At 61.0% G+C, this 20,132-nt stretch carries 20 protein-coding genes and 2 pseudogenes; 14 read left to right on the forward strand and 8 right to left on the reverse strand.

Translation table 11 applies throughout. From position 1 onward, the window contains the following. Positions 1-408: 408 nt before the first annotated feature. Complete coding sequence (ppk2, locus tag ACFP9U_RS15270) at positions 409-1,329, reverse strand: polyphosphate kinase 2 (protein ID WP_378622689.1); 921 nt, start codon at positions 1,327-1,329, stop codon at positions 409-411. 184 nt (positions 1,330-1,513) lie between these two features. Between ppk2 and ACFP9U_RS15275 the strand changes: the two genes are divergently transcribed. From ACFP9U_RS15275 to ACFP9U_RS15290, 4 genes are read left to right on the forward strand one after another with little or no spacing between them, the layout of a single operon-like run. Beyond that, the gene (locus ACFP9U_RS15275) at positions 1,514-2,668 is read left to right on the forward strand and encodes a Na/Pi symporter (protein ID WP_378622691.1); all 1,155 of its coding nucleotides are present in this window, start codon (positions 1,514-1,516) and stop codon (positions 2,666-2,668) included. A 9-nt stretch (positions 2,669-2,677) separates the two neighbouring features. Then, on the forward strand, positions 2,678-2,905 hold the full coding sequence (locus ACFP9U_RS15280) for a hypothetical protein (protein WP_322450621.1): 228 nt from the start codon (positions 2,678-2,680) through the stop codon (positions 2,903-2,905). Between the two features lie 41 nt (positions 2,906-2,946). Further along, positions 2,947-3,906, forward strand: coding sequence for a PstS family phosphate ABC transporter substrate-binding protein (locus ACFP9U_RS15285; RefSeq protein ID WP_378622695.1), 960 nt, complete (start codon positions 2,947-2,949; stop codon positions 3,904-3,906). A gap of 54 nt (positions 3,907-3,960) precedes the next feature. After that, positions 3,961-4,599 carry a class I SAM-dependent methyltransferase gene (locus ACFP9U_RS15290; protein WP_378622697.1) on the forward strand — a complete coding sequence of 213 codons (639 nt, stop codon included), beginning with the start codon at positions 3,961-3,963 and terminating at the stop codon, positions 4,597-4,599. A 49-nt stretch (positions 4,600-4,648) separates the two neighbouring features. On the opposite strand, the gene ACFP9U_RS15295 is transcribed toward ACFP9U_RS15290, so the two are convergent. Continuing rightward, positions 4,649-5,032 carry a hypothetical protein gene (locus tag ACFP9U_RS15295; protein WP_378622698.1) on the reverse strand — a complete coding sequence of 128 codons (384 nt, stop codon included), beginning with the start codon at positions 5,030-5,032 and terminating at the stop codon, positions 4,649-4,651. A 336-nt stretch (positions 5,033-5,368) separates the two neighbouring features. On the opposite strand from ACFP9U_RS15295, the gene ACFP9U_RS15300 reads away from it, so the two are divergent. After that, complete coding sequence (locus tag ACFP9U_RS15300) at positions 5,369-5,611, forward strand: hypothetical protein (protein WP_378622700.1); 243 nt, start codon at positions 5,369-5,371, stop codon at positions 5,609-5,611. Positions 5,612-5,662: 51 nt separating this feature from the next. After that, positions 5,663-6,627, forward strand: a pseudogene (locus ACFP9U_RS15305) (DUF3179 domain-containing protein). 35 nt (positions 6,628-6,662) lie between these two features. Here ACFP9U_RS15305 and ACFP9U_RS15310 read toward each other — a convergent pair. After that, the gene (locus tag ACFP9U_RS15310) at positions 6,663-7,034 is read right to left on the reverse strand and encodes a hypothetical protein (protein ID WP_378622702.1); all 372 of its coding nucleotides are present in this window, start codon (positions 7,032-7,034) and stop codon (positions 6,663-6,665) included. Between the two features lie 527 nt (positions 7,035-7,561). Here ACFP9U_RS15310 and ACFP9U_RS15315 point away from each other — a divergent pair. The 4 genes from ACFP9U_RS15315 (at position 7,562) to ACFP9U_RS15330 (ending at position 10,587) form a co-directional block, all read left to right on the forward strand. Next, entirely contained in the window at positions 7,562-7,978 is a 417-nt protein-coding gene (locus ACFP9U_RS15315) for an alpha/beta fold hydrolase (protein WP_378622703.1), read from the forward strand. Positions 7,979-8,021: 43 nt separating this feature from the next. After that, complete coding sequence (locus tag ACFP9U_RS15320) at positions 8,022-8,672, forward strand: haloacid dehalogenase type II (RefSeq protein ID WP_378622705.1); 651 nt, start codon at positions 8,022-8,024, stop codon at positions 8,670-8,672. A 53-nt stretch (positions 8,673-8,725) separates the two neighbouring features. Then, positions 8,726-10,072, forward strand: a complete 1,347-nt coding sequence (locus ACFP9U_RS15325) for a dihydrolipoyl dehydrogenase family protein (protein WP_378622707.1) — start codon at positions 8,726-8,728, stop codon at positions 10,070-10,072. Positions 10,073-10,185: 113 nt separating this feature from the next. Then, complete coding sequence (locus tag ACFP9U_RS15330) at positions 10,186-10,587, forward strand: hypothetical protein (protein WP_378622709.1); 402 nt, start codon at positions 10,186-10,188, stop codon at positions 10,585-10,587. A 303-nt stretch (positions 10,588-10,890) separates the two neighbouring features. Here ACFP9U_RS15330 and ACFP9U_RS15335 read toward each other — a convergent pair whose 3' ends face one another. The 3 genes and pseudogenes from ACFP9U_RS15335 to ACFP9U_RS15345 all read right to left on the reverse strand — a co-directional run bounded on the left by ACFP9U_RS15335 (position 10,891) and on the right by ACFP9U_RS15345 (position 13,087). Further along, on the reverse strand, positions 10,891-11,514 hold the full coding sequence (locus ACFP9U_RS15335; protein ID WP_378622724.1) for a methyltransferase family protein: 624 nt from the start codon (positions 11,512-11,514) through the stop codon (positions 10,891-10,893). Between the two features lie 114 nt (positions 11,515-11,628). Further along, a pseudogene (locus ACFP9U_RS15340) lies at positions 11,629-11,898 on the reverse strand (resolvase); the annotation flags it as partial. Between the two features lie 709 nt (positions 11,899-12,607). Continuing rightward, entirely contained in the window at positions 12,608-13,087 is a 480-nt protein-coding gene (locus ACFP9U_RS15345) for an Lrp/AsnC family transcriptional regulator (protein WP_378622712.1), read from the reverse strand. Between the two features lie 157 nt (positions 13,088-13,244). Between ACFP9U_RS15345 and ACFP9U_RS15350 the strand changes: the two genes are divergently transcribed. The 3 genes from ACFP9U_RS15350 (at position 13,245) to ACFP9U_RS15360 (ending at position 17,044) form a co-directional block, all read left to right on the forward strand. Beyond that, entirely contained in the window at positions 13,245-14,108 is an 864-nt protein-coding gene (locus ACFP9U_RS15350) for an EamA family transporter (RefSeq protein WP_378622713.1), read from the forward strand. Between the two features lie 291 nt (positions 14,109-14,399). After that, positions 14,400-14,714, forward strand: coding sequence for an MBL fold metallo-hydrolase (locus ACFP9U_RS15355; RefSeq protein WP_378622715.1), 315 nt, complete (start codon positions 14,400-14,402; stop codon positions 14,712-14,714). Positions 14,715-15,952: 1,238 nt separating this feature from the next. Then, positions 15,953-17,044 (forward strand): TRAP transporter substrate-binding protein, encoded by a 1,092-nt coding sequence (locus ACFP9U_RS15360; protein WP_378622716.1) that lies wholly within the window; start codon positions 15,953-15,955, stop codon positions 17,042-17,044. Here the strand turns inward: ACFP9U_RS15360 and ACFP9U_RS15365 are convergent. Further along, positions 17,003-18,247: a winged helix-turn-helix domain-containing protein gene (locus tag ACFP9U_RS15365; RefSeq protein WP_378622719.1), complete on the reverse strand. Its 1,245-nt coding sequence runs from the start codon at positions 18,245-18,247 to the stop codon at positions 17,003-17,005. The genes ACFP9U_RS15360 and ACFP9U_RS15365 overlap by 42 nt on opposite strands. A gap of 120 nt (positions 18,248-18,367) precedes the next feature. On the opposite strand from ACFP9U_RS15365, the gene ACFP9U_RS15370 reads away from it, so the two are divergent. Next, entirely contained in the window at positions 18,368-18,871 is a 504-nt protein-coding gene (locus tag ACFP9U_RS15370) for a DUF6647 family protein (RefSeq protein WP_378622721.1), read from the forward strand. Positions 18,872-19,937: 1,066 nt separating this feature from the next. On the opposite strand, the gene ACFP9U_RS15375 is transcribed toward ACFP9U_RS15370, so the two are convergent. After that, positions 19,938-20,132 (reverse strand): DUF6481 family protein (locus ACFP9U_RS15375; RefSeq protein WP_378622722.1); only part of this gene is annotated, 195 nt, incomplete at its 5' end.

The following is a 20,132-nucleotide window of genomic DNA, read 5'->3' on the forward strand; positions in this document are numbered from 1 at the left end:
CCGCTTCTCCGACGACCTCAGAGACCTCACCCTCGACGACCAGGGCCTCTTCCTCAACGTCGTCGGGAAGTTCTGACTGCGCTCTGCTCACGATCAGCGGAGGGGCATCTGCGAAGGCGGGAGTCGTCGCAGCTTATCCGGATCGGCATCGAGGCCGGTGGTTCGGGGTGTCGGCCTCTCGCTGACACCAGCTGTTCCGCAGCACGGAAATCGTGCTGCAATCTCTCGGGCTATAACGGCGAAGAAAACCGCGCTGGACGCCACGGTTCCTCTTCGCCGCCAGAGGCGGGCCGTCTTCAAGCTGGGATTCCGGCACCGCAGACAGGACGAACCCCGAGACCTGCCTGTCATCGTTGAAGTTGTTGTCGGATGCGATCGCGATGATCCGCGATCCACCCTTGCGGCCGGTCAGTATTTTTGCGGCACGTAGAGCTCCGGCGGCAGGACGGCGCGTTCGTATTCCGGATTGAACACGCGGTCGGGCAGCGCGATCTCCTCGTGCGGCACGGGCTCATAAGGGACCTGCTGCAGAAGGTGATCGATGCAGTTGAGGCGGGCCCGCTTCTTCTCATTGCCCTCGACGATGTACCACGGCGCCTCGGGGATGTTGGTGCGCGCGAACATCTCCTCCTTGGCCTTGGTGTAGTCCTCCCAACGCACCCGCGACTGCAGATCCATGGGTGACAGCTTCCACTGCTTCATCGGGTCATGGATGCGCAACAGAAAGCGCAACTGCTGTTCCTCATCGGTGATGGAGAACCAGTATTTGACGAGCCTGACGCCGGAGCGCACCAGCATGCGCTCGAACTCCGGCACGTCGCGGAAGAACTCCTCCACCTGCTCTGATGTGGCGAAGCCCATCACCCGCTCGACGCCGGCACGATTGTACCAGGAGCGGTCGAACAGCACGATCTCGCCGCCCGCCGGCAGATGCGGCACATAGCGCTGGAAGTACCATTGCGTCTTTTCGCGATCGCTGGGCGCCGGCAGAGCGACGACGCGGCAGATCCGTGGGTTGAGGCGCTGTGTGATGCGTTTGATGACGCCGCCCTTGCCGGCCGCATCGCGACCCTCGAAGATGACCACGATCTTCTCCTTGGTGTGCGCCACCCAATCCTGCAGCTTGATCAGTTCCGACTGCAGCCGGATCAGTTCGTGGAAATAGGTGCGGCGGTCGATCGTGTCCGGATGCGCCTTCTTGTAGATCTTCGCCAGTTCGAGCGAGAGGGCCGGCTCCGAAAGCTCAAGCTCGTAATCCTCATCAAGCGTGTCGTCCAACTCAGCTTTCAGCCAATCTTCCGCGCTCGTCCTTGCGTCGCTCTTCTCCATCTCGGGCCTCCGCATACGATATCCACTGCCCTTCGCAGTTTGCCAACAACACCTACAGTCCGAGCATAACGGTTTTATTGCATAAGCAAGAGGTGCGGATTCGCCTGACAGAGCCGTAAACGCGGCAGTCACACGGTTGTTATCCACCGGTGGTAGCCGGTTTCCATTCAAAGGGGAGAGGCGGATGTCGCACACGGAAACACTCGATCAGGCATCGGCGCGCGGTAGCAGCCGTTTGCCGCAGTGGCTGGCTGTCATCGCTCTTGTCTACGTGCTTATCAGCGCGGTAAGCCTGATCGGCACGGGTTTCAAGGTGGCCACGGGCGGACAGGCGCAGCAGCTTTTCAGCTTTGCCTCAAACCCCTATGTCGGGCTGGTGATCGGCATCGTCGCCACGGCACTGATCCAGTCCTCCTCGACCGTCTCGTCCCTGATCGTCGGTATGGTCGCCGGCGGCTTGCCGGTGGCGATCGCGATACCGATGATCATGGGCTCGAATGTCGGCACGACCCTGACCAATACGCTGGTCAGCCTCGGGCATGTGCGCGACAAGGAGGAATTCCGGCGTGCCTTCGCGGCGGCGACGGTTCACGACTTCTTCAACCTGCTCGCAATCGTCATCTTTCTGCCGCTGGAGATCATGTTCGGGCTTCTGCAGCGGATCTCGGAGACGGTCGCGGGGCTGTTGGTGGGCGAGGCCAATTATTCCATGTCCGGGCTGAACTTCATGAAGGTCCTGACCAAGCCCCTCGTCGGCACGCTCGAAGGGGTCTCCAACCTGCTGCCGGGCATCTTCGCGGGGTTGGCTATGGTGGTGATCGGTCTTGCCCTCATCTTCCTGGCCATCACCCAGATCGGCAAGCTTCTCAAGGTGCTGATGGTCGGCAGGGCCAAGGCGGTCATGCATAGCGCGATCGGCAAAGGGCCGGTTACCGGTATCTTCTCCGGGACGCTGGTTACGATATTCGTGCAGTCCTCGTCGACAACGACCAGCCTGATGGTGCCCCTGGCCGGGGCGGGCACCTTCTCCCTGCGACAGATCTACCCGTTCATGCTGGGCGCGAATATCGGGACCACCGTGACGGCACTTCTGGCGGCGACCGCGGTCACGGGCGCCGTGGCAGTACACGCCCTGGAGATCGCCATCGTCCACGTGCTCTTCAACGTGTTCGCTGTAGCGCTGATTTTCGGCCTGCCGTTCCTGCGGAACCTGCCGATATTCGGCGCCGAATGGCTTGCCGGACTCGCATCCGAGCGCAAAATCTATGCTGCGATGTGGGTTCTGGGTGTCTTCATCGTGGCGCCGCTGCTGCTCATCGCCATCACTGTCTTGTTCTGAGGTGTTGCCATGAACGATCTTAGCCGCCTGTCGAAGGAAGACCTCAAAGGGATCCTGGACGAAACGGAAGAGCATATCGGCGAGATTCGCGCCGAGTTGGAGCGCCGCGAGCAACGCGATCAGCATGAAGCCATCGATTCGCTGGAACTGTATCTCGAGCAGGGGCAGATCAATTGGACGGAAGTGAAGGCCTTCTTCCAACAGGTCCTGACAGAGTTGCGGGGCAAATCGAAATGATTTGGCGTTCTTGCGCGGGTACCGGAAACGGGAGCGGCCTGATGAAAACGCAATCGCTGCTTCTTGCCATCTTCGTGGGCCTGAGTTCAGCGATGACATTCAACGCGGCGGCGCAGCAGATCACCGCTGACGGATCGAGCACCGTCTATCCGATCACGGTCGAAGCGGCGCGACGCGCCGGCGTGGAGATCGATGTGAGCTTCTCGGGGACGACAGCGGGCTTCCGGCGCTTTTGCGCGGGCGAGACGGACATCAGCGACGCCTCTCGACCGATCAACAAGGAAGAGATGGAGGCCTGTGCCGAGGCCGGCGTGGAATATGTGGAACTGCCGATCGCCTTCGATGCGCTCGCCGTGGTCGTCAATGCGACGAATGACTGGGCGCAATCCATCACGGTCGAGGAATTGCGCAAGCTCTGGGAGCCGGCGGCCGAAGGCACCGTGACGACCTGGCAGCAGGTGCGTGAAGAATGGCCAGACCGGCCGATCAAGCTGTTCGGGCGCGGTCAGGATTCGGGAACCTACGACTATTTCACCACAGTCATCGTTGGCGAAACACGGTCCAGCCGCAGCGATTACACCGCCAGCGAGGACGAGGAACAACTGGTTGCCGGAATTGCGGTCAACCCCGACGCGCTCGGCTTTTTCGGTGTCGGCGCCTACTTCCGGAACTGGGAGGAGATGAACGATCTCGGCATCGATTCCGGCGATGGGCCGGTGCATCCGGCCATGCGCGAGGTCTTGGCTGGGCGCTATCAGCCGCTTGCACGGCCGCTGTTCCTTTACGTCAACGCCGCATCGTTGGACAGCAAGCCGGATTTGCAGGAGTTTCTGAGAAGCTATCTCGGGAACATACAAAGCTGGGTGCATTTTACGGGCTATATGCCACTTTCCGCGCAGGCCTACGACAAGGCGCTGGAAAGGCTTAATGCCAGGACGACGGGAACCCGGTTCGACGGCGAGTTGCAGATCGGCATGGGCATCGACGGCCTTTACAATTGAGTATCGTTTTCCTGTAAGGGGTCCTTGCAGGAAAACGGCACCTAGGGGAATTCCTTGTTCGGCGCTACCAACGAAGCCCGTTTCTGGGATCGCATCGCACGCAAATACGCCAAGGATCCGATCGCCGATATCGCTGGGTATGAGCAAACGCTCGACCGTACGCGCAAATTGCTCGACAGCAATGATACCGTATTCGAGTTCGGCTGTGGCACGGGCACGACGGCGCTCAGGCTTGCACCTTTCGTGGCGCGTATCGTGGCGACCGACATTTCCGGCGAGATGATTGCCATAGCCCGTGAAAAGAAGGAGGCGGAGGGCCGCGCCAATATCGATTTCCAGGTCGCGACACCGGACAGTGTCTCCTGGCCTGAAGGTCCGTTCGATGCGGCGCTGAGTCTCAATGTCTTGCATCTGGTGGCCGCCCGGAAGGCCGCCCTGCACGGCGTTCACCGGCTCCTGAAGCCGGGTGGGCTGTTCATCACCAAAACGCCGTGCCTCAAGGAAATGAACCTGCTGGTACACATCGGGATTCCGGTAATGCAACTCTTCGGCAAGGCGCCGTACGTTAGCGTTTTTAACGCTGACGAACTGGAACGCGAGATCGCTGATGCCGGGTTCGAGATCGTTGCTCGGGAGCGTCACGCCTCGCGTGGCAAGGACACGCGGCCATTCTTCGTCGCACGAAAATCGTGACATTGGTGCTGCGAAGTTCGCAGTCGCGCCCCCCGGACGGCGAGGGCGCCTACGTCATCCTCAACGTCAGTGGCAATGCCGCGCTCGACGGGGGGCTGAGGCTGGCCCTGTCGCCCTTGCCGGATTGGTATGCAACGATTGGACGAGCGGCACTATCCGCCCGCTGCGGGCCGGCTCCATCAGCGGCGCCTTCGCAGCACAGGTTTGCCGTCATGCGGTTGATGCCGGTGCGCCGGTGAAGAGCCTCGTTCGCATAATCCTCTTCCGTGTAGACCATGGGACCAAACAGGACCGGTATCCCACGCTCGCGCGAGCCTTCGACTGCGCGTTTGAGGTTGCCGATCACGTCGTGCATCTCGACCGTATTTTCGGTCAGATCCCAGGCCGCGCCTCCTTCCGACAGGAAGTCGTTCTTCCTGCGATTTGAGCGCAATCGTCCGCCGGGGATAGGGACGGAGTTGCTAAATGACGTTGGGCCATCGAAAGTTATGCTGCCTTGAACGGGCTCAATTGCCATCGATGGAATAATGAGAATCGAAGAGGCAATATAGTGAGCAAGATGGTTTTCATTTTGATCTCCAATCTTTCATATGACCAGGATATGCACTTTAGTTAGAAGTGCTGTCTGCGTAGATGTGTTTTATAGACCACGATATTGATCACTGGAAATCAATCGGAGAGGACCGAATCGTCACTGAAAACTCAAGTGATTGAGAACTGAGAACTGCCGACCCATTGCCCGTTTAAGGGCGATGCCACCTACTGGAATGTGCGGGTCGGCACGAAGCGGCTGGAGATCCTCCACATCCGCCACCATTCGCTGTTCGTGCCGCGGGATTTCGACCTGTTACCCTGTTTCGAGATCGTCAAACCGGGTCTGACCTCCGACTTCGATTACAAATCGCTTCTATGGACGGACAAATTGAAGGCGGAGAAGCATCCCGTTCCGGCCGCCAAACCTGAGAAGTCCGAGGTGGAGGAGGAGGAATACGCGATGGTGATTGGACCGTGAGGGACGGCCATGGTGGAATCGATGCGAGTTCCGCCAGATGGTCCGTGACCAATGCGACTGCTGAGCAAAGCTTTTCTGTTTGTCATCCTGATTGCGGCCTCTCCCGCCATCGCCTTCGCGGGCCCTCAGGATTGGGCTCGAGAAGGTTGGAAGACGGACTTCTCCAAGTCTTCCGTCCCGCTCGACGAGATCATCTCCGGCGGTCCGCCGCGCGACGGCATTCCCTCGATCGACAATCCGAAATTCGCCAAAGCCTCCGCAGGGACGGACATTGCCGATCGCGAGCCGGTCATCCAGTTCGGCCTCGGCGAGGATATCCGGGCCTATCCGCTGCGGGTGCTCACCTGGCATGAGATCGCCAACGACCTGGACGCCGGCACGCCGGTTGCGGTCACCTATTGCCCGCTCTGCAACGCCGCCATCGTCTTCGACCGGCGTCTGGACGGGCAGGTGCTGGAGTTCGGCACCAGCGGCAAGCTTCGGCATTCAGACCTGGTGATGTATGACCGCCAGACTGAAAGCTGGTGGCAGCAGTTCACCGGTGAAGCCAGCTGACGGGAAAGAAGCTCAAGCTTCTACCTTCGCGCATCATCTCGTTCGGCTCCTTCCGCAAGGCGCATCCAGATGGCCTCGTGCTCGTCCCGAACAATCCCGGTTTCCGCGACTACGGCCGCAACCCCTGTGCAAGCTATGATACCGCCGCGCCCCCCTTCCTTTTCAATGGCGAGCTCCCCGAAGACATCCCCGCCATGGCGCATGTGGTCGTCGTCAGAACCGAGCGCGATCCGATCATCGTCAGCCTCGAAAAGGTCAGGACCGACGGGTTCGAGATGAATGGTTACCGGATCACCTACGAAGCCGTTGTGGCCTCCGCGCTCGATAGCGCGACGATAGCGGAGGGGCGGGATATCGGCACCGTGCGGGTGACGAAGGACGGGCAGGACGTGCCGCACGACATCACCTTCGCCTTCGTCGCACATGCGTTTCATCCGGACATCCAAATCGTCACGCAATGAAAGCTCCGCCTCTGTGACGATCTGCGTAATCCCTACTAGGAAGCGAGCGCTGCCTTACATTCTTTCGCATATTCGCGCAGCAATCCTGCCGGACCGACGCCGTAGCGCATGGCTTCGCCGCCTACCTGGGTGACGTAGAGAAAATAGTTGTTTGTATCGACGACGATCGTTCCGGGCCGTTCGCCCGTCGGGTCGTCCACAAGCCGCCTGTAATAGACGGGATCGATGCGCTGGAACGGCACGGCGGGAAGCGGAAATTTCTCTTCCGGGCGCGCTGCGTACATGGCCGCGTAGTAGGCGAATTCGCCTCCGAGCTGCGCGGCCGGCCCCTCTGGTGCGGGTGCAATCTCCCGCCTCGCAAAGGGTTGTACTGTCCTGAACGTCGAGCAACCGGCGCGCCCGAGCAAGGCCACGCCGCCGCTTGCCCGAAGAAATGCCCGGCGATCGACGCCGGTCGTTTCGGAAGCAGTCGTTCTACGCGTTGGTGATTTGGTCATGCGCTTGTTCGCCCCAGATGCAAGTTGAACACGCTGCTATTGCTCCCGAAATCGGGCCACCGTTTGCTTATCTGCTGCTTAGGCATCACACGTCTAACGGGCAGAGGAGCTTGTCACGCGGTGTTGATGCACCCGTGAGGTGCGATTGCATTCCGACGGAGCGCTTGGGAGCCTCATACCTTGGCCGTGCGTTACTACCAGCCGTGCGTCACTACCAATCGTAGGCAGTAATCGGCCGATAATCGCCGCAGGGCCGGCAGGAGTCGAAAAATGATCACGTCGCTGCCGTGGACTTGGACAATCGGGCTCATATTCTCGCACGACAGAGCGCATGCTGGTCTCGAACCGCGTTGCGGCGCAACAACCGGAACTCATCAGAGATTGCAACGTTCGCCGCATGAAGTGGTCCGGATTTTACGGCACATGGCATCTAAGGCATGAGCGACCACATTGTTCGAAACGGCGGTATCGAGCAAGTGCATGAGCCGGCATTCAGATCGACAGCGGATCATCCCGGAGGCCGAGGTGGCGAAGAAGACCGCAGCAGTGGCCGCCATCAATATGCGTTGGGACGAAGAGGCGATGGAACACCTATCGTCTTGATCCATGGCATCCCGACCGGTCCTGCGTTGTGGCGCCACGTCTTGCCTCGCATTTCGAATGTGCGCGTCTGGGGTGCGGCGGATCAGTTCCAGAAGGCCGAATATGGCGAGAGATTCGCACGCGACCTGTCCGCGCCGCTGCGCCAAATCGAGCAAGGGCGGCATTCCACGCCGGAGGACCATCCCGAGATCGTGGCGCATGAGATCAACCAATTGCTGGCGGATGTCCAACAGGGATCGCGGAAGCGCTAGTGTAAATGCCAAGGGAGGAGCAAGCCGTGGCGCATCGACGGACGTGGTCGCTTTCGATGTCATCGAGACCCTTTTTTCTCTGGAACCTCTGCGCTCGCGGCTGGAATCTGCTGGTCTGCCGGGCCATCTGCTGGAAACCTGGTTTGCGCAACTGCTGCGGGACGGGTTCGCGCTTAGTGCGACAGGTGTCTACAGGCCTTTCCGTGACGTCGCGACGGCGGGACTGGAACGTCTGTTCGATAGCGAGACCGTCGATAGCGCTCAGATCGACAGGATCATCAGCGGCTTTGCGGAACTTGATGCCCATCCCGATGCAGCCCCGGCCATTCAGTTGCTCCATGACGCCGGCCTCCGAATCGTCACTCTGACGAACGGAAGCGCCAGCGTAACGGAACGCCTGCTGGAACGTGCCGGTCTGCGCGATCGCGTGGAGCGCATGATCTCGGTCGATGAGGTGAAGCGGTGGAAACCTCATCAGGAGGTCTATCTCCATCGCGCTAGCGTCGTCGAGGTCGAGCCCCGACACCTTGCGCTGATTGCAGCCCATCCGTGGGACATCCACGGCGCGCGCCGTGCCGGGCTGATGGCCGGTTATGTCGGGCGCGACGGAAAGCCGTTTCCCTCCATCATGGATGCGCCGCACGTCACCGGTGTAACCCTGGTCGAAGTGGCTGAGCAGCTCGTCGCCGGGTGAACGGAAACGGAAGAAGACTCGCGGGGAGCGACCCTGAAACGTGGAGATAGAAAATGGGCAAGCGATATGACCTCGTGATTGTCGGGACGGGCACGGCGGCGATGGTTTCCGCGATGCGCGTGCGCGCAGCCGGGTGGAGCGTTGCCGTCGTTGACTTCCGCCCCTTTGGCGGCACGTGCGCGCTGCGCGGGTGCGATCCCAAGAAGATGCTGGTGGGCGGTGCCACGGTGGCCGACCATGCCGCTCGGATGCACGGCAAGGGCATAGCCGGTGATACCCACGTCGACTGGCCCGATCTCATCGCCTTCAAGCGCAGCTTCACGGATCCGGTGCCGCAGAACCGCGAGGAGCTGTTTGCCGACAAGGGCATCGATACCTTTCACGGGCAGGCGCGCTTCACCGGCCGCACCACGCTGGAGGTCGACGGAGAGTTGCTCGAAGCCAAGTACGTTCTGATCGCCGCTGGCGCCGAACCGATGAAGCTCGGCATTCCTGGAGAGGAGCACTTGATCGATAACGAGCAATTCCTCGAACTGGAGTCCCTTCCCCGCCGGATCGTTCTGGTCGGCGGCGGCTATATCGCCGCCGAGTTCTCGCACATTGCAGCGCGCGCAGGAGCACAGGTGACGGTGCTGCAGCGCGGTGCGCGCATGCTCAAGCATTTCGAGCCGGATCTGGTCGACTGGCTCATGGAGAAATTCGAGACAGTAGGGATCGATGTGCGCACCGGCACGGTCGTCGAAGCGATCGAAAAAGGTGCAGGCGGTTACCGGGTGAAAGCCTCGACCGATGGGCGGGAAGTCACAGTCGAGGCGGATCTGGTCGTGCATGCGGCGGGCCGGGTGCCGGCTCTCGACGATCTCGACCTGGATGCCGCAGGCGTGGCGGTGAAGGATGGCCGTTTGCAGCTCAACGAATACCTGCAAAGCGTTTCAAATCCGGCCGTTTATGCGGCCGGCGATGCCGCTCAGATGGGGCCGCCGCTTACACCGGTCTCAAGCCACGACGCGAAGGTGGTCGCGGCGAACCTTCTGGAAGGTAACCGTCAAAAGCCGGATTATCGCGGCGTGCCAAGTGTGGCTTTTACAATCCCGCCGATAGCGGCCGTGGGCCTGAGCGAAGCCGAGGCGCGCCGGAAAGGGCTCAATATCCGTGTTAAAGCTCAAAAGGCATCCGACTGGTTCACCGCGCGCCAGGCCGCTGAGCCCACCTACGGGTTCAAGGTGGTTGCCGACGAGGAGACGGGTCATATCCTTGGCGCACATCTGGTCGGCCCGCATGCCGACGAGGTGATCAATATCTTTGCCTTGGCGATACGCCACGGCCTCACGGCGGAGCAGCTCAAAACGACCATGTTCGCCTATCCCACCGGCGCCTCGGACATCGGCTCCATACTGTGACTCGACGCACGCCGGTGCTCCCCGGAGATTTGGCTGCGTGAAGGCGAGACCATCGGGGCCGGATATGGCAGAAATAATCTCACCCGCGCCGTTAAGACGATCGAGATATTGGAATGGCTGTCGTGAAACCGGCTAACAGCATGTACGCATTTCTCAGCTTCTTGTTGGCGGGAGCCGCAATTGCCGGCAATGCCGATTGGAGAGTTGACCGGCTGGCGACCTCCGCGCCGGTAACAGCCGTCCGGCAGGCCTCCGAACTCGGCCTGTCGGCAATTGCCGACGCAAACAACGATGGCGTTCTCGATCTGGCTCTGCCCGATGCGAGCCGGACTGCGCTGCAGATAGTTTCGGCCCGCGACGGTATGATCCGGTCCGTCGCAACCATTCCGGTCGGCGCGAAGATCGGGACGGCGATCGGAGTGCTTGCTTTACAAGGGAGACCGATCTTTCTCATGGGACTGGAGGATGGGAAGGCGATCGCCATCTCACAGCAGAAAAACAGCACGCCCGAGTAAACTCGATGCTCGTTCGGCAGCCACTTCCTCCGCCGGTTTCTCACCCGACATATTTGCAGGCCTCTGCGATGCCTACGGCCGGGTCTATGCTGAACTGGCCGTGCTCCTCGACGAAATCGGTCGACGGGGAGCAGCCTCGCTGCTCCTGACCGACACGCTTGTCGCCAAGTTACGACACCGAGTTGATCTGGTCCTCCCTGTGGCACGAGGGCGTGCCGATATGCTGAGCATGCACACAGCCACCGGACCAGCGCCTCGCCATTCCGCCGGCCGGTCAGGTTTCAAGCCCACCAAGAGCCAGCCTCAATAGAGGCTGAGGAAGTAAGGCAGATAGCCGGTGAAGTGGAGTTGTTCCACGAGTTCCAGCACTGGAAAGATGGCGAGGAAATAAAGCCCGTCGAGAAGAGTCCGCTTCAGAGCGCTCGGGGAAAAGCCGACCTCCGCGTCATCCTCATAGAGTCGCGGAATGGGCCAGAAAAGCGGCGTTCTGTCCGCATAGTCAGCATAGGCCCTGCCGAAGCGGCCGCGTAGGAAGGCCTCTTCGCGGGCAGCGGTCAACAGGAAGACCCGATAGGTTATGAAGGCGAGCAGGACACCCATGAACAGGGAGCCGAACATCAGCCCGACCCCGGCGGCGCCAATCGTAGAGAAGAAGTAGAGCGGATTGCGCGTCATGGAGTAGGGGCCGCGCGTCGCCAACTCCTGATTCTTTCTCGAGCCGATATAGAGCGTGCTCCACAGGCGTCCCAGAATGCAGATAAAGACCAGCCCGATGCCGGCGACCTCGACCGCCTCATGCGCGCCGGTCGCCTCGCTCCAAGCGGAATCGGAAAGGACCATGGCTGCGGCGACCAGCGCCCCGCCGGCCCAAAGGAAACGGATGCGCTTGCGCTGGTCGAAGGGCTGCGGCGCTGTGCTGGTCGCCATGTGCTTCTCCTCATGTGACGGCCGATTTCGGGCAGGAATGCAGCATTTGTAGATTGCCGATGCGGTTATCGGCAATGAGTTTTGCTGTTCCGTTGGCACCGAGATAACGGCTTTGTCGGCCTTTCTGCCACTGTAGCGTCCGGCTTGCGTCGCCAACTCTATTCCCTGGCGCTGACGCTCGTGCCGGTCCTCGTAGTCGTCGCAGGCCATCTACAGGGCAAGCTTCAAAAGCATATCCTGGACCGATTCCAGAACGATCTTCGATACGCCGTTCTCGTCGGTCGCCACCTTTGAAAGATCGACGACACCGGGAACGGCAAGCCGCGCTCCCTTCGCGCAGATCGTCGCGATCAGCCGTGGCAGGCGGCTGATACGGTCGATTTTCACGTCGTCACCATAAGGACGATATTCAGCGCGACGACGATGGCGACGGCGGTCCGGCCCGAGAGAACGGGACTCTACTCAGCTTCTTTCCCGCCGAGCTTGTCCTACCGATGGTCGCGCCCTGCGATCTAGGGCAGGCGGCCGCCAGACGGCTGATGGCATCCGTCTCGGACACCGGCGTGCAGCATGTCGAAGGCCCCGAGCGATACACTGCGCAGGACGTCGCAGAAGCCTTCACCGATGCTGTCGTCGGAAAGTCGACGTTCAGGAGATATCCAGGGACGCGCTGGAAGAAACATTCGGGCAGTTCGGATTTTCGGATGAAGCTGCGGCGTCCTATGCATGCATGACCGGCAAGCTGATCGACGGGCAAACCGATGCGACTAGCGAGCCAGTGAGAGGGAAAGCGCGTCCCTCCGCGCGTGCATCCGATCAGTCTTGGGCGTAGATTAGCCAAAAGCCGGGTCGCACTGCGAAGATCGGTTTCATCGGCTCGAACCCGACGTCCCGAACGACCACGATTTCACAAGTGAAACGGAGCGGTCAGAAGAAAACCGGAATGGGCCGGAACGTCGCGGTTGGGGTCAAAGTTTCAGTTGCGCCAACGTCGCGACAGGGTGGAAAGTACGCGTTGACGCTGCTGAGCCCGAATGGGCAGCAAGCGGACAATTCTGCCGTTGGGCGAATATCCGGACGTACCCGACTGCGATCAGTCTTGCGCAGCGACTGGCAACGGAGGCAATCGCCGTTGGACCGGCGATGACTGGATGATCGACGTGTTGGTCATGGCATAGGGGACAATCAGGTCGATGACCCGCTCCATATCTGCGATGGATGCGAGGTTTGCGCGTGCTAGAAAGCAATCTTCACCGGTCACGCGGTCGCATTGCGTGATCTCGGGGATCCCCTGGATGATCTCCGCCACACGCTGCATTTCACCGGGAACGGGTCGGACACGGAACCAGACGGCAATCGGAAGGCCGATGGCCTCGGCGGAGACGTTCGCACTGTAGCCGGTGATGATCCCTGCCTCTTCTAATCGTTTGACGCGCTCGGCCACACTCGGCGAAGACAGCTTCACCTTGCGGGCAAGCTCTGCCGTGGTAGTCCGACCGTTCTCCATCAGAGTCGTGAGAATCGTCTCGTCAATCCTGTCCAGATGACCACTTTCATATCCAAGACGCTTCATACCTATTCACCTTGGTTACTCAGGAATAAAACCAAATTCACCTGCATAAATCCATATATCATCGGCAATTTACCCTTCATAATTTTGAAAAGAAAGGGGATTTGCCATATCATCTGAAGTCGCCACTCCTAAAGGCCTCAACCGTGCCGCCGAAGCCGTGCCCCCTCATGCGTGGTTCGGGGTCAGCGCGATTTTCCACTATCTCGGGCCATCCTTCGCGGTTCTGCTGTTTCCGGTCGTCGGCGTGGTGGGTGTCGCCTGGTTCAGGATCGCGACCGCAGCCTTGGTGTTCGCGCCTATCACGAAACCCTGGCGCACGATCCGTGAGGCAGATGCGAACACCCGTTGGCTTCTGATCAGTCTGGGCGTCTGTCTCGCCGTGATGAACACGTCCTTTTATCTCGCACTCGACAAGCTGCCGATGAGCCTCGTGGCCGCGATGGAGTTTGTTGGAACGATCGGCGTGGCGCTCTGGGGGCTGCGGACTAAGCGGAACGTGGTGGCACTTGTTCTCGCTGTTATCGGCGTCTTTGTCCTGATCGACGTGAAATGGTCGTCAGACCCGCTCGGGCTGTTCTGGGCTACGCTTAATGCTGTGCTGTTCGTGGGCTACATTATTCTTGGCCACAAGGCCTCTGAAGGCGGTGCGAGCGGGGGCGTGGAACGCCTTGGCGCGGCGATGGCGATTGCCCTTCTGATCCTCATGCCCATCGGTTTCATGGAAGCCGTCCGCGCATTCGGGATGCCGCTGGTGGTGCTGGCGGGGATCGGCGTGGGCGTTTGTTCCTCCGTGATCCCCTATGTCTGCGACCAGCTTGCGATGTCACGCCTCCCTCGGGCCTCTTTCGCGCTGCTTCTCGCGCTGTTGCCCGCGACGGCCACGATCATTGCCGCAATCGTGCTGGCTCAGATACCAACTCTACAAGATCTTCTGGGCATTGCTCTGGTTATGATTGGCATTGCGATCCATCGGCCAGCGCCGGCGCCAATTCCAGCGGCGCAGAAAGAGGCTGCTGCATGAACCTTCCAGTGTATCCGGCGCTGTAGCCTCAGAGCCAGACCTGCTGCACCACCATATGTCGTGAAGGGGGCTCGATCGCGTCATCCACCGCGCAAGCGGCCGATCACGGCAAGGGGTGGAAGTTTGCCCTTCATCTTGTCTGCCGGAACGGGCAAGAAGCGGACATACCGGACATTCCACGCACTCTAGTCATCGGCTTCGCGGGGCAGAAATCGTCGACCATGCACGTGATGCTGCGCCGGTCAAAAATACTCCGGGGTCGCGCCGGATATAACATTCTGGGATCGCTAGGTGCTTCCCGCAGGTGTCGAGGCGGTCCCTACGCCCGGTCACACGGTTGGCAGCGCCTGCTATCTGTACAGCTCGCCGCATGGCAGAACCTACCTCTTCACGGGCGATACGATCTGGCCCGCACGCGGCAGTTGGACGAGCGCGACTTTCGAGGACGACGCGAAACAATCCGCGTACCGCTCCAGCCTGGGTCTTCTGGCGACCTTGCGGCCCGATGTCGTGCTTTCAGCCATTTCCCCGGACAATACCTGGGCGGAAATCTCGCCCGATGAATGGGCATCCGCAACGGACACAGCAAAAGTACGGCTAGCCTGATCCGGCGAAGTCCTACAGGAGAGGTTGTCCTTCGTCACGCGGCCAGAACGTCACGCTCTACCGCCTCGGCCTCTCCTCTAAGCATCAACGCGATTGCGCGGTCGTGGAAAATTGGTCAGTAAGGTTGTCTCAAGGGTACGATAGTGTCCAAAAAGGTAATTGATCGTGGCAATCGATATCGGCCCCCTGGTTCGCGCCGCGCAGGAGATTCTTATCGTGAATGTCGGCCGTGAGATGGTCGACGTCCCTGCTTCGCCATGACGAACGATCTCGTCCGCAATTGGGTATAGAGATTGACCTCCTACCTCCGGCGACTGGCACTGATATGCCACCACCAACGGCCTGAACGTTCTCCCATCTTCCCACCGACCTGCCAAGATCGCCACGACGGCGACCGCAGACGACGTTGCTTCGAGACAGAGAGCAGCCATCTGCCGTGTTGCCGCCCTGCGGTGCTGCAGATTCACCGCGAGGTCCAGAGTCGCCTTGGCGATAGCGGCGAGCTGCGTGCCCGATCCCGAAATATCCCCAACTCTATCCTATCGGCAGGTCGTTCTGGGACATATGAAACAGCACGGGGGAAGGCGCTGGCTGACCAACGTGGAAATCTCGGCTGGCACGATTGCGGCAATTCAACGGGGAATGTCGAGATACATTGTCGGGTCGGTAGATCAACCCTTTCATGGCGGTTGACGAAAATCTCACTCGGAAACAAAGCCCACGCATAAAGATGCCTGAAGTGGGTCGGCATTCCGGTGCGCGAACGTTCACTCGGGCCAGATGAGGCTGTTCAGTGTCTAACCTTTGGCGGCAGCAACTGGTCGAATCCAGCCGTCCGCTGAATGTCCGCTACGGAGAGCGGTCGCCAATGTCCGGAATTGGAGTTTTAACTGGCGCTTCAGTGTCCGCTTACGTGGAAGTCGCGCGCTAGCCTCTGTGACCAAGTGAGCGTGAACGGAACGGCTGCTCTTCGCATATGCTTCCCGAAAGCAGACCTCCCGCTTCCGGCCCCCCAGTGTGCCGAGCAGGAATACGCCCAGACGTAAAGGCAAAGCCGGCTCTCGACCCCCATAGCTGGCATCTGCCCACCAGCCACCATAACCAGCCATCACCGCGTCTTTCGCCATCCACTACGTCTGCGGTACAACTTGCTTCTTGCACTCTCCGGTGGCTGAAATGCAAAACTAAACAACAGACGGGAAAGCCTCGACCGGCCGCCGCACAGGACGTTTGGAACGATGACGAAGTTTTCCAACATCATTCGGGCTCTTGGCGGGCTCGCTCTCGCCCTCTGGCTTGCAGCAGGTTCGGCCGCCGGTCAGGAGGATGTCCTGCGCTGGCGCATGAACAGTCTGCTCTACCCGAAGCTCTTTGGCGAAGCCGGAGAACGATTTGCCGAGACGGTGCGGCGGTTGTCGGGCGGCAGCTTCGTCATTGAGGTTCACGATCGGCTCGTGCTCGACCAGGATACCTTCGACGCCCTGGAATCCGGCATGATCGACGCGGTGTGGGGGTCGGCAGGCCACCACCACCGCGAGGATCCGGCGTTGACGATTTTCTCTGGCTTTCCCTTCGGTCCCGATCCGGCGAGCTTCACGGCTTGGATGCAAGTGGGCGGCGGCGCCGAGGCGCTACAGGCGATCTATGCCCGCCACGGTATGAAGAGCCTCTATTGCGGCATCCTGCCGGCGGAAGGCGGGGGCTGGTTCCTCGAGCCGATCGAGGGCGTTGAGGACCTAGAGGGACTGGCAATGCGCAGCTTTGGCTACGGCGCCCGGGTGCTGCGAAAGCTGGGTGTTGTCGCCTACGAGTTGCCGGCCCACGAGATCCGCCCAGCGTTCGAGACCGGCCTAATCAGCGCGGCTGAGTTTTCTCTGCCGTCGATAGATGCCGATCTCGGGATCGCCGAGATCGCCAAACACCTCTACTTTCCCGGCTGGCAGCAGCCTGTCACCTCGCTCGAGATTCTGATGCCGGAGCGGAGCTGGGCGTCGCTCTCAGATCACCAAAGGACAGTACTCGAGGCGGCCTGCGGCGATACCCTGTCATGGACCGCATCCGAGGCGGTTATGCAGCAGGTCGAGGCTCTCGCTCGTTTCCGGGCCATGGGCGTCAAGTTCCACCATTGGCCCGACGACGTGCTCCTTGAGCTGCGCAAGGCTTGGGATGAGGTGATGGCGGAGGAAGCCGCTGGTGACCCGCTGCTCGCGGAAGCCTGGAGTGAGTACCGTCGCTTCCGCGACGGCTATGCTGGATGGCAGTCACGTGCCTACGCCGACTGGGCGGGCTCAGCCCGGCATGCCGGCGAGTCTGAGCCCATCGAGGACTAGAGCGAGACCGGTTTCGTCGGCAAAGCCGTCGAAGGACTGTGCCACGGCTGAGACGCTGTACTCGGGCCGGCGCCCCTGCGCGGCCTTTACCACTCCCGCCGCCTCATCGATCCGGCCGGCATGGGCGAGGCTCGCGGCGAAGAGCCATCCCGGCCACCACCGCGCAGTGGCAAAAGTCCCCGCGCCATAGAGTGGGCCGAGCTTTTCCGCTGCGCGGGCCGGCTCGCCCGAGAGCAAATAGCTGAGGCCGGCGACCTGGCGATGCCAGTCGGGGGGATTCGGATTCAGGCGCAGGGCCCGCTCGATCATGTCGACCGCATCCTTCGAGCGGCCCGTCAAGGCCAGCGCCTGGGCCAGCACCGCCATGTTGTCGGCATCGCCGGGGTCGATGGCAGCCGCTGCACGAGCGCTTGCCAGCGCGTCTACAGGTGAACGCAACTCCCTGAAAGGCGCAAGCAGCCGCATCTCCGCGAGCAGCCGGTGAGAGCGATCGCTTCCGCCGAGTGCCACGGAACGTTCCACCAGTTCGAGCGCCCGTTCCATCTCGCGCCGGCCGCCCCCCCAGGCAAGGTGCTGGACTTCCAGCCAGTAGGTGAGCCCCAGGCTCGCCAGCGCGTCCGGATTTTCGGGATCCCCGGCGACAACCTGCTCGAGCAGCCGCCTTGCGCGCTCGTTGTCCTCGCGCCGCCGCCAGTCGCGTGCCTCCAGCAGTGCCTCCGCCTGCTGCATGACCGAGACGGTGACATCGGGCGTCGCCTCGATCGCGATGCGCGGCGTAGCCCACCAGAGGGTGCCAGCAACCAGCAGCAATCCCGCGGCCAACCCGCCGGCCCGAACCATCCGGAGTTTCGAGTTTCGTTGCACCGGCGAGACCAAATTCGGTTCCGAATCCAACAGTATGTATCCCCGCCGCGGCACCGTGCGCAGCAATTTGGCCCCATCCGGGCCGAGTACGCGTCGGATATCACCCATGCAATGGGCAAGGGAATCATCGGATACGAACACGTCCGGCCAAACCTCGCGGACGAGTTCGTCCTTGCTTACCAGCTTTCCACGCCGTTCGCACAGGACCTCGAGCGCCCGATAGGACTTCGGCCGGAGGAAACGCTCACAGCCCGTTCTGTCTTCGAGGCAGCCGCGCACCCGGTTAAGGACAAAACCGCCGAAGCGAATCCTGTGTGGATCATCCATGCCGGGCTCCAAGGCCATATTTCCCCATATTTGTAGCACAATTTCAGCCGTCTTTCAGGGTTCTTTCGATACTTCGCGCGCCGCGCGGCTGATCCTCGTCGATGGACAACCATCCGAGGAAGAAGAATCGCAATGCACATCTCCGCCCTAAGATCCGCCGCCGTCGCCCTGTGCCTCGGTGCCGCTGCCTCGGTCGCAGCCGCCGAGACCCAGGATCCGCCTCCTTTGCTCGACACAATCGAGCTGTGGCTTGTGGCGAATTTCGGTCTGACGCCGGCGTCCGAGGTTCCCGACCTCGTGACTGCCCCCGCCTCCAGGCTTGTCGAGATCCGCTACGGCTCCGCGAGTCAAGTTTCACCCGGCGAAGTGGTGGCAGCCTACGACGAAGCCAGCCGCATCATCTATTTCACCGAAGGCTGGACCGGACGCACCCCGGCTCAGCTCTCGGTGCTGGTGCACGAGATGGTTCACCACCTGCAAGCGTCCGCCGATATGCGCTTCGCCTGTCCGGCAGAGCGGGAAGTGCTCGCCTACCGGGCGCAGGATGCTTGGCTCCAGCTGTTCGGCATGGACTTGGAGAGCACGTTCGGCATCGATCCTGCAATGTTGCTCGTCGCTACCGTCTGCACGCATTGACGCGGCTCGGGAGTTGATCGCCGCGCTCGCGTAGCGCCGCACCACCCCGATCGTTCCGTCGCGAATGCCGGCTCGCGGAAGAGTGCGCCTTTCGCGGCAAGCGTGCAGATGTCTGTCGTGGGCCAGATCACGTCGATGTGCGCGGGGGCCTGAAGGTCCGCTTCCGAAACTCCGAGCCTCCAAGCTGCCGGTCCGCTCCCGGCCCCGTTACTGCCCTTGTCGTTTTGTACAACTCAACTGAAGCTGACCTGTGCTCCGAAGTTCACGCTTCCCCACAGAAGCGGGACAATTTGATCGGCCAACCCGGAAAATCGCGAGTGCCCTTGTGAATTCTGAAAGTCCGGCCGTTTTTTGGAACAGCGTCACATCCGTTATCGCCCACACGCCGACATATTTGATTTGAAATCATCTCCCGGTCAGTAAGGTGTCAGCAAACCTGACTGTAACAAACCTGTGTTGAACGGTAATCCCGCCGACAGGCTTGGATTGTGCGGGTTGGCCTTTAGAGAGCTGGTCGGGACCGTTTGTGGCCGGGGTGGCTTGACGGGGGCGGTTGGATCGCGTCGGCTGGTTCGTTTTTCGTCATCGTTCAACCTTACAGGATTTCTGAAGGCGGGCAATCAACAGGATAACTGAGACCCATTTCCTCAGCGATCGCTTCCAGAGATTCCCTCGAACCAAAGACATCAAGAAGTCGCCAGTCCGCCGGGAAGAATGCTTCTCGTTTGCAGAAGCTGCCTGGCGAAGTAAACGAACGGCAGCTTTCAGGATCGGCGATCCAATAGCTGAACGACCGTTTGGGGGGCGCGAAGCGGACATTTGGCGCGAACGATTAGGTCGGTGATGGGTCAGTTTCGGCCACACCCGATCCTCGCTACTGTTCTCGGCACGGGGTTTTCGTGATGGCTGCTTTGTAACCCTGAGGTGACCACGGCCCGCAAAACGGCTCTCGCCCTATCAGGCCCGCATGGCCCTGAAATACCAAAGCCGCGGTGTTCCGCGGCTGTGAGGACTTTAAGAGACTGGAGCAGACTGAGGGGTCAGCCCCATCGAGCCGGATGTGCCCTCAGTAGCCCCTGTCGCGGCTGCCGCCCTTGCGACGTTCCTTCTTTGCGGCCTTGCGGGCGGCGTAGCGCGCGTCGCGGCCGGCCTTCTGCTCAGCCTTGAGAAGCGCGTCGCGCTCGGCCTCCTCGGTGGCAAGGCGCGCTGCTTCCTCGGCGGCGAGGCGCTCGGCCTCCGCGGCAGTGCTTGCCGCAATCTC

The organism is Nitratireductor sp. GCM10026969 (genome assembly GCF_042660605.1).
Classification (GTDB): domain Bacteria; phylum Pseudomonadota; class Alphaproteobacteria; order Rhizobiales; family Rhizobiaceae; genus Chelativorans.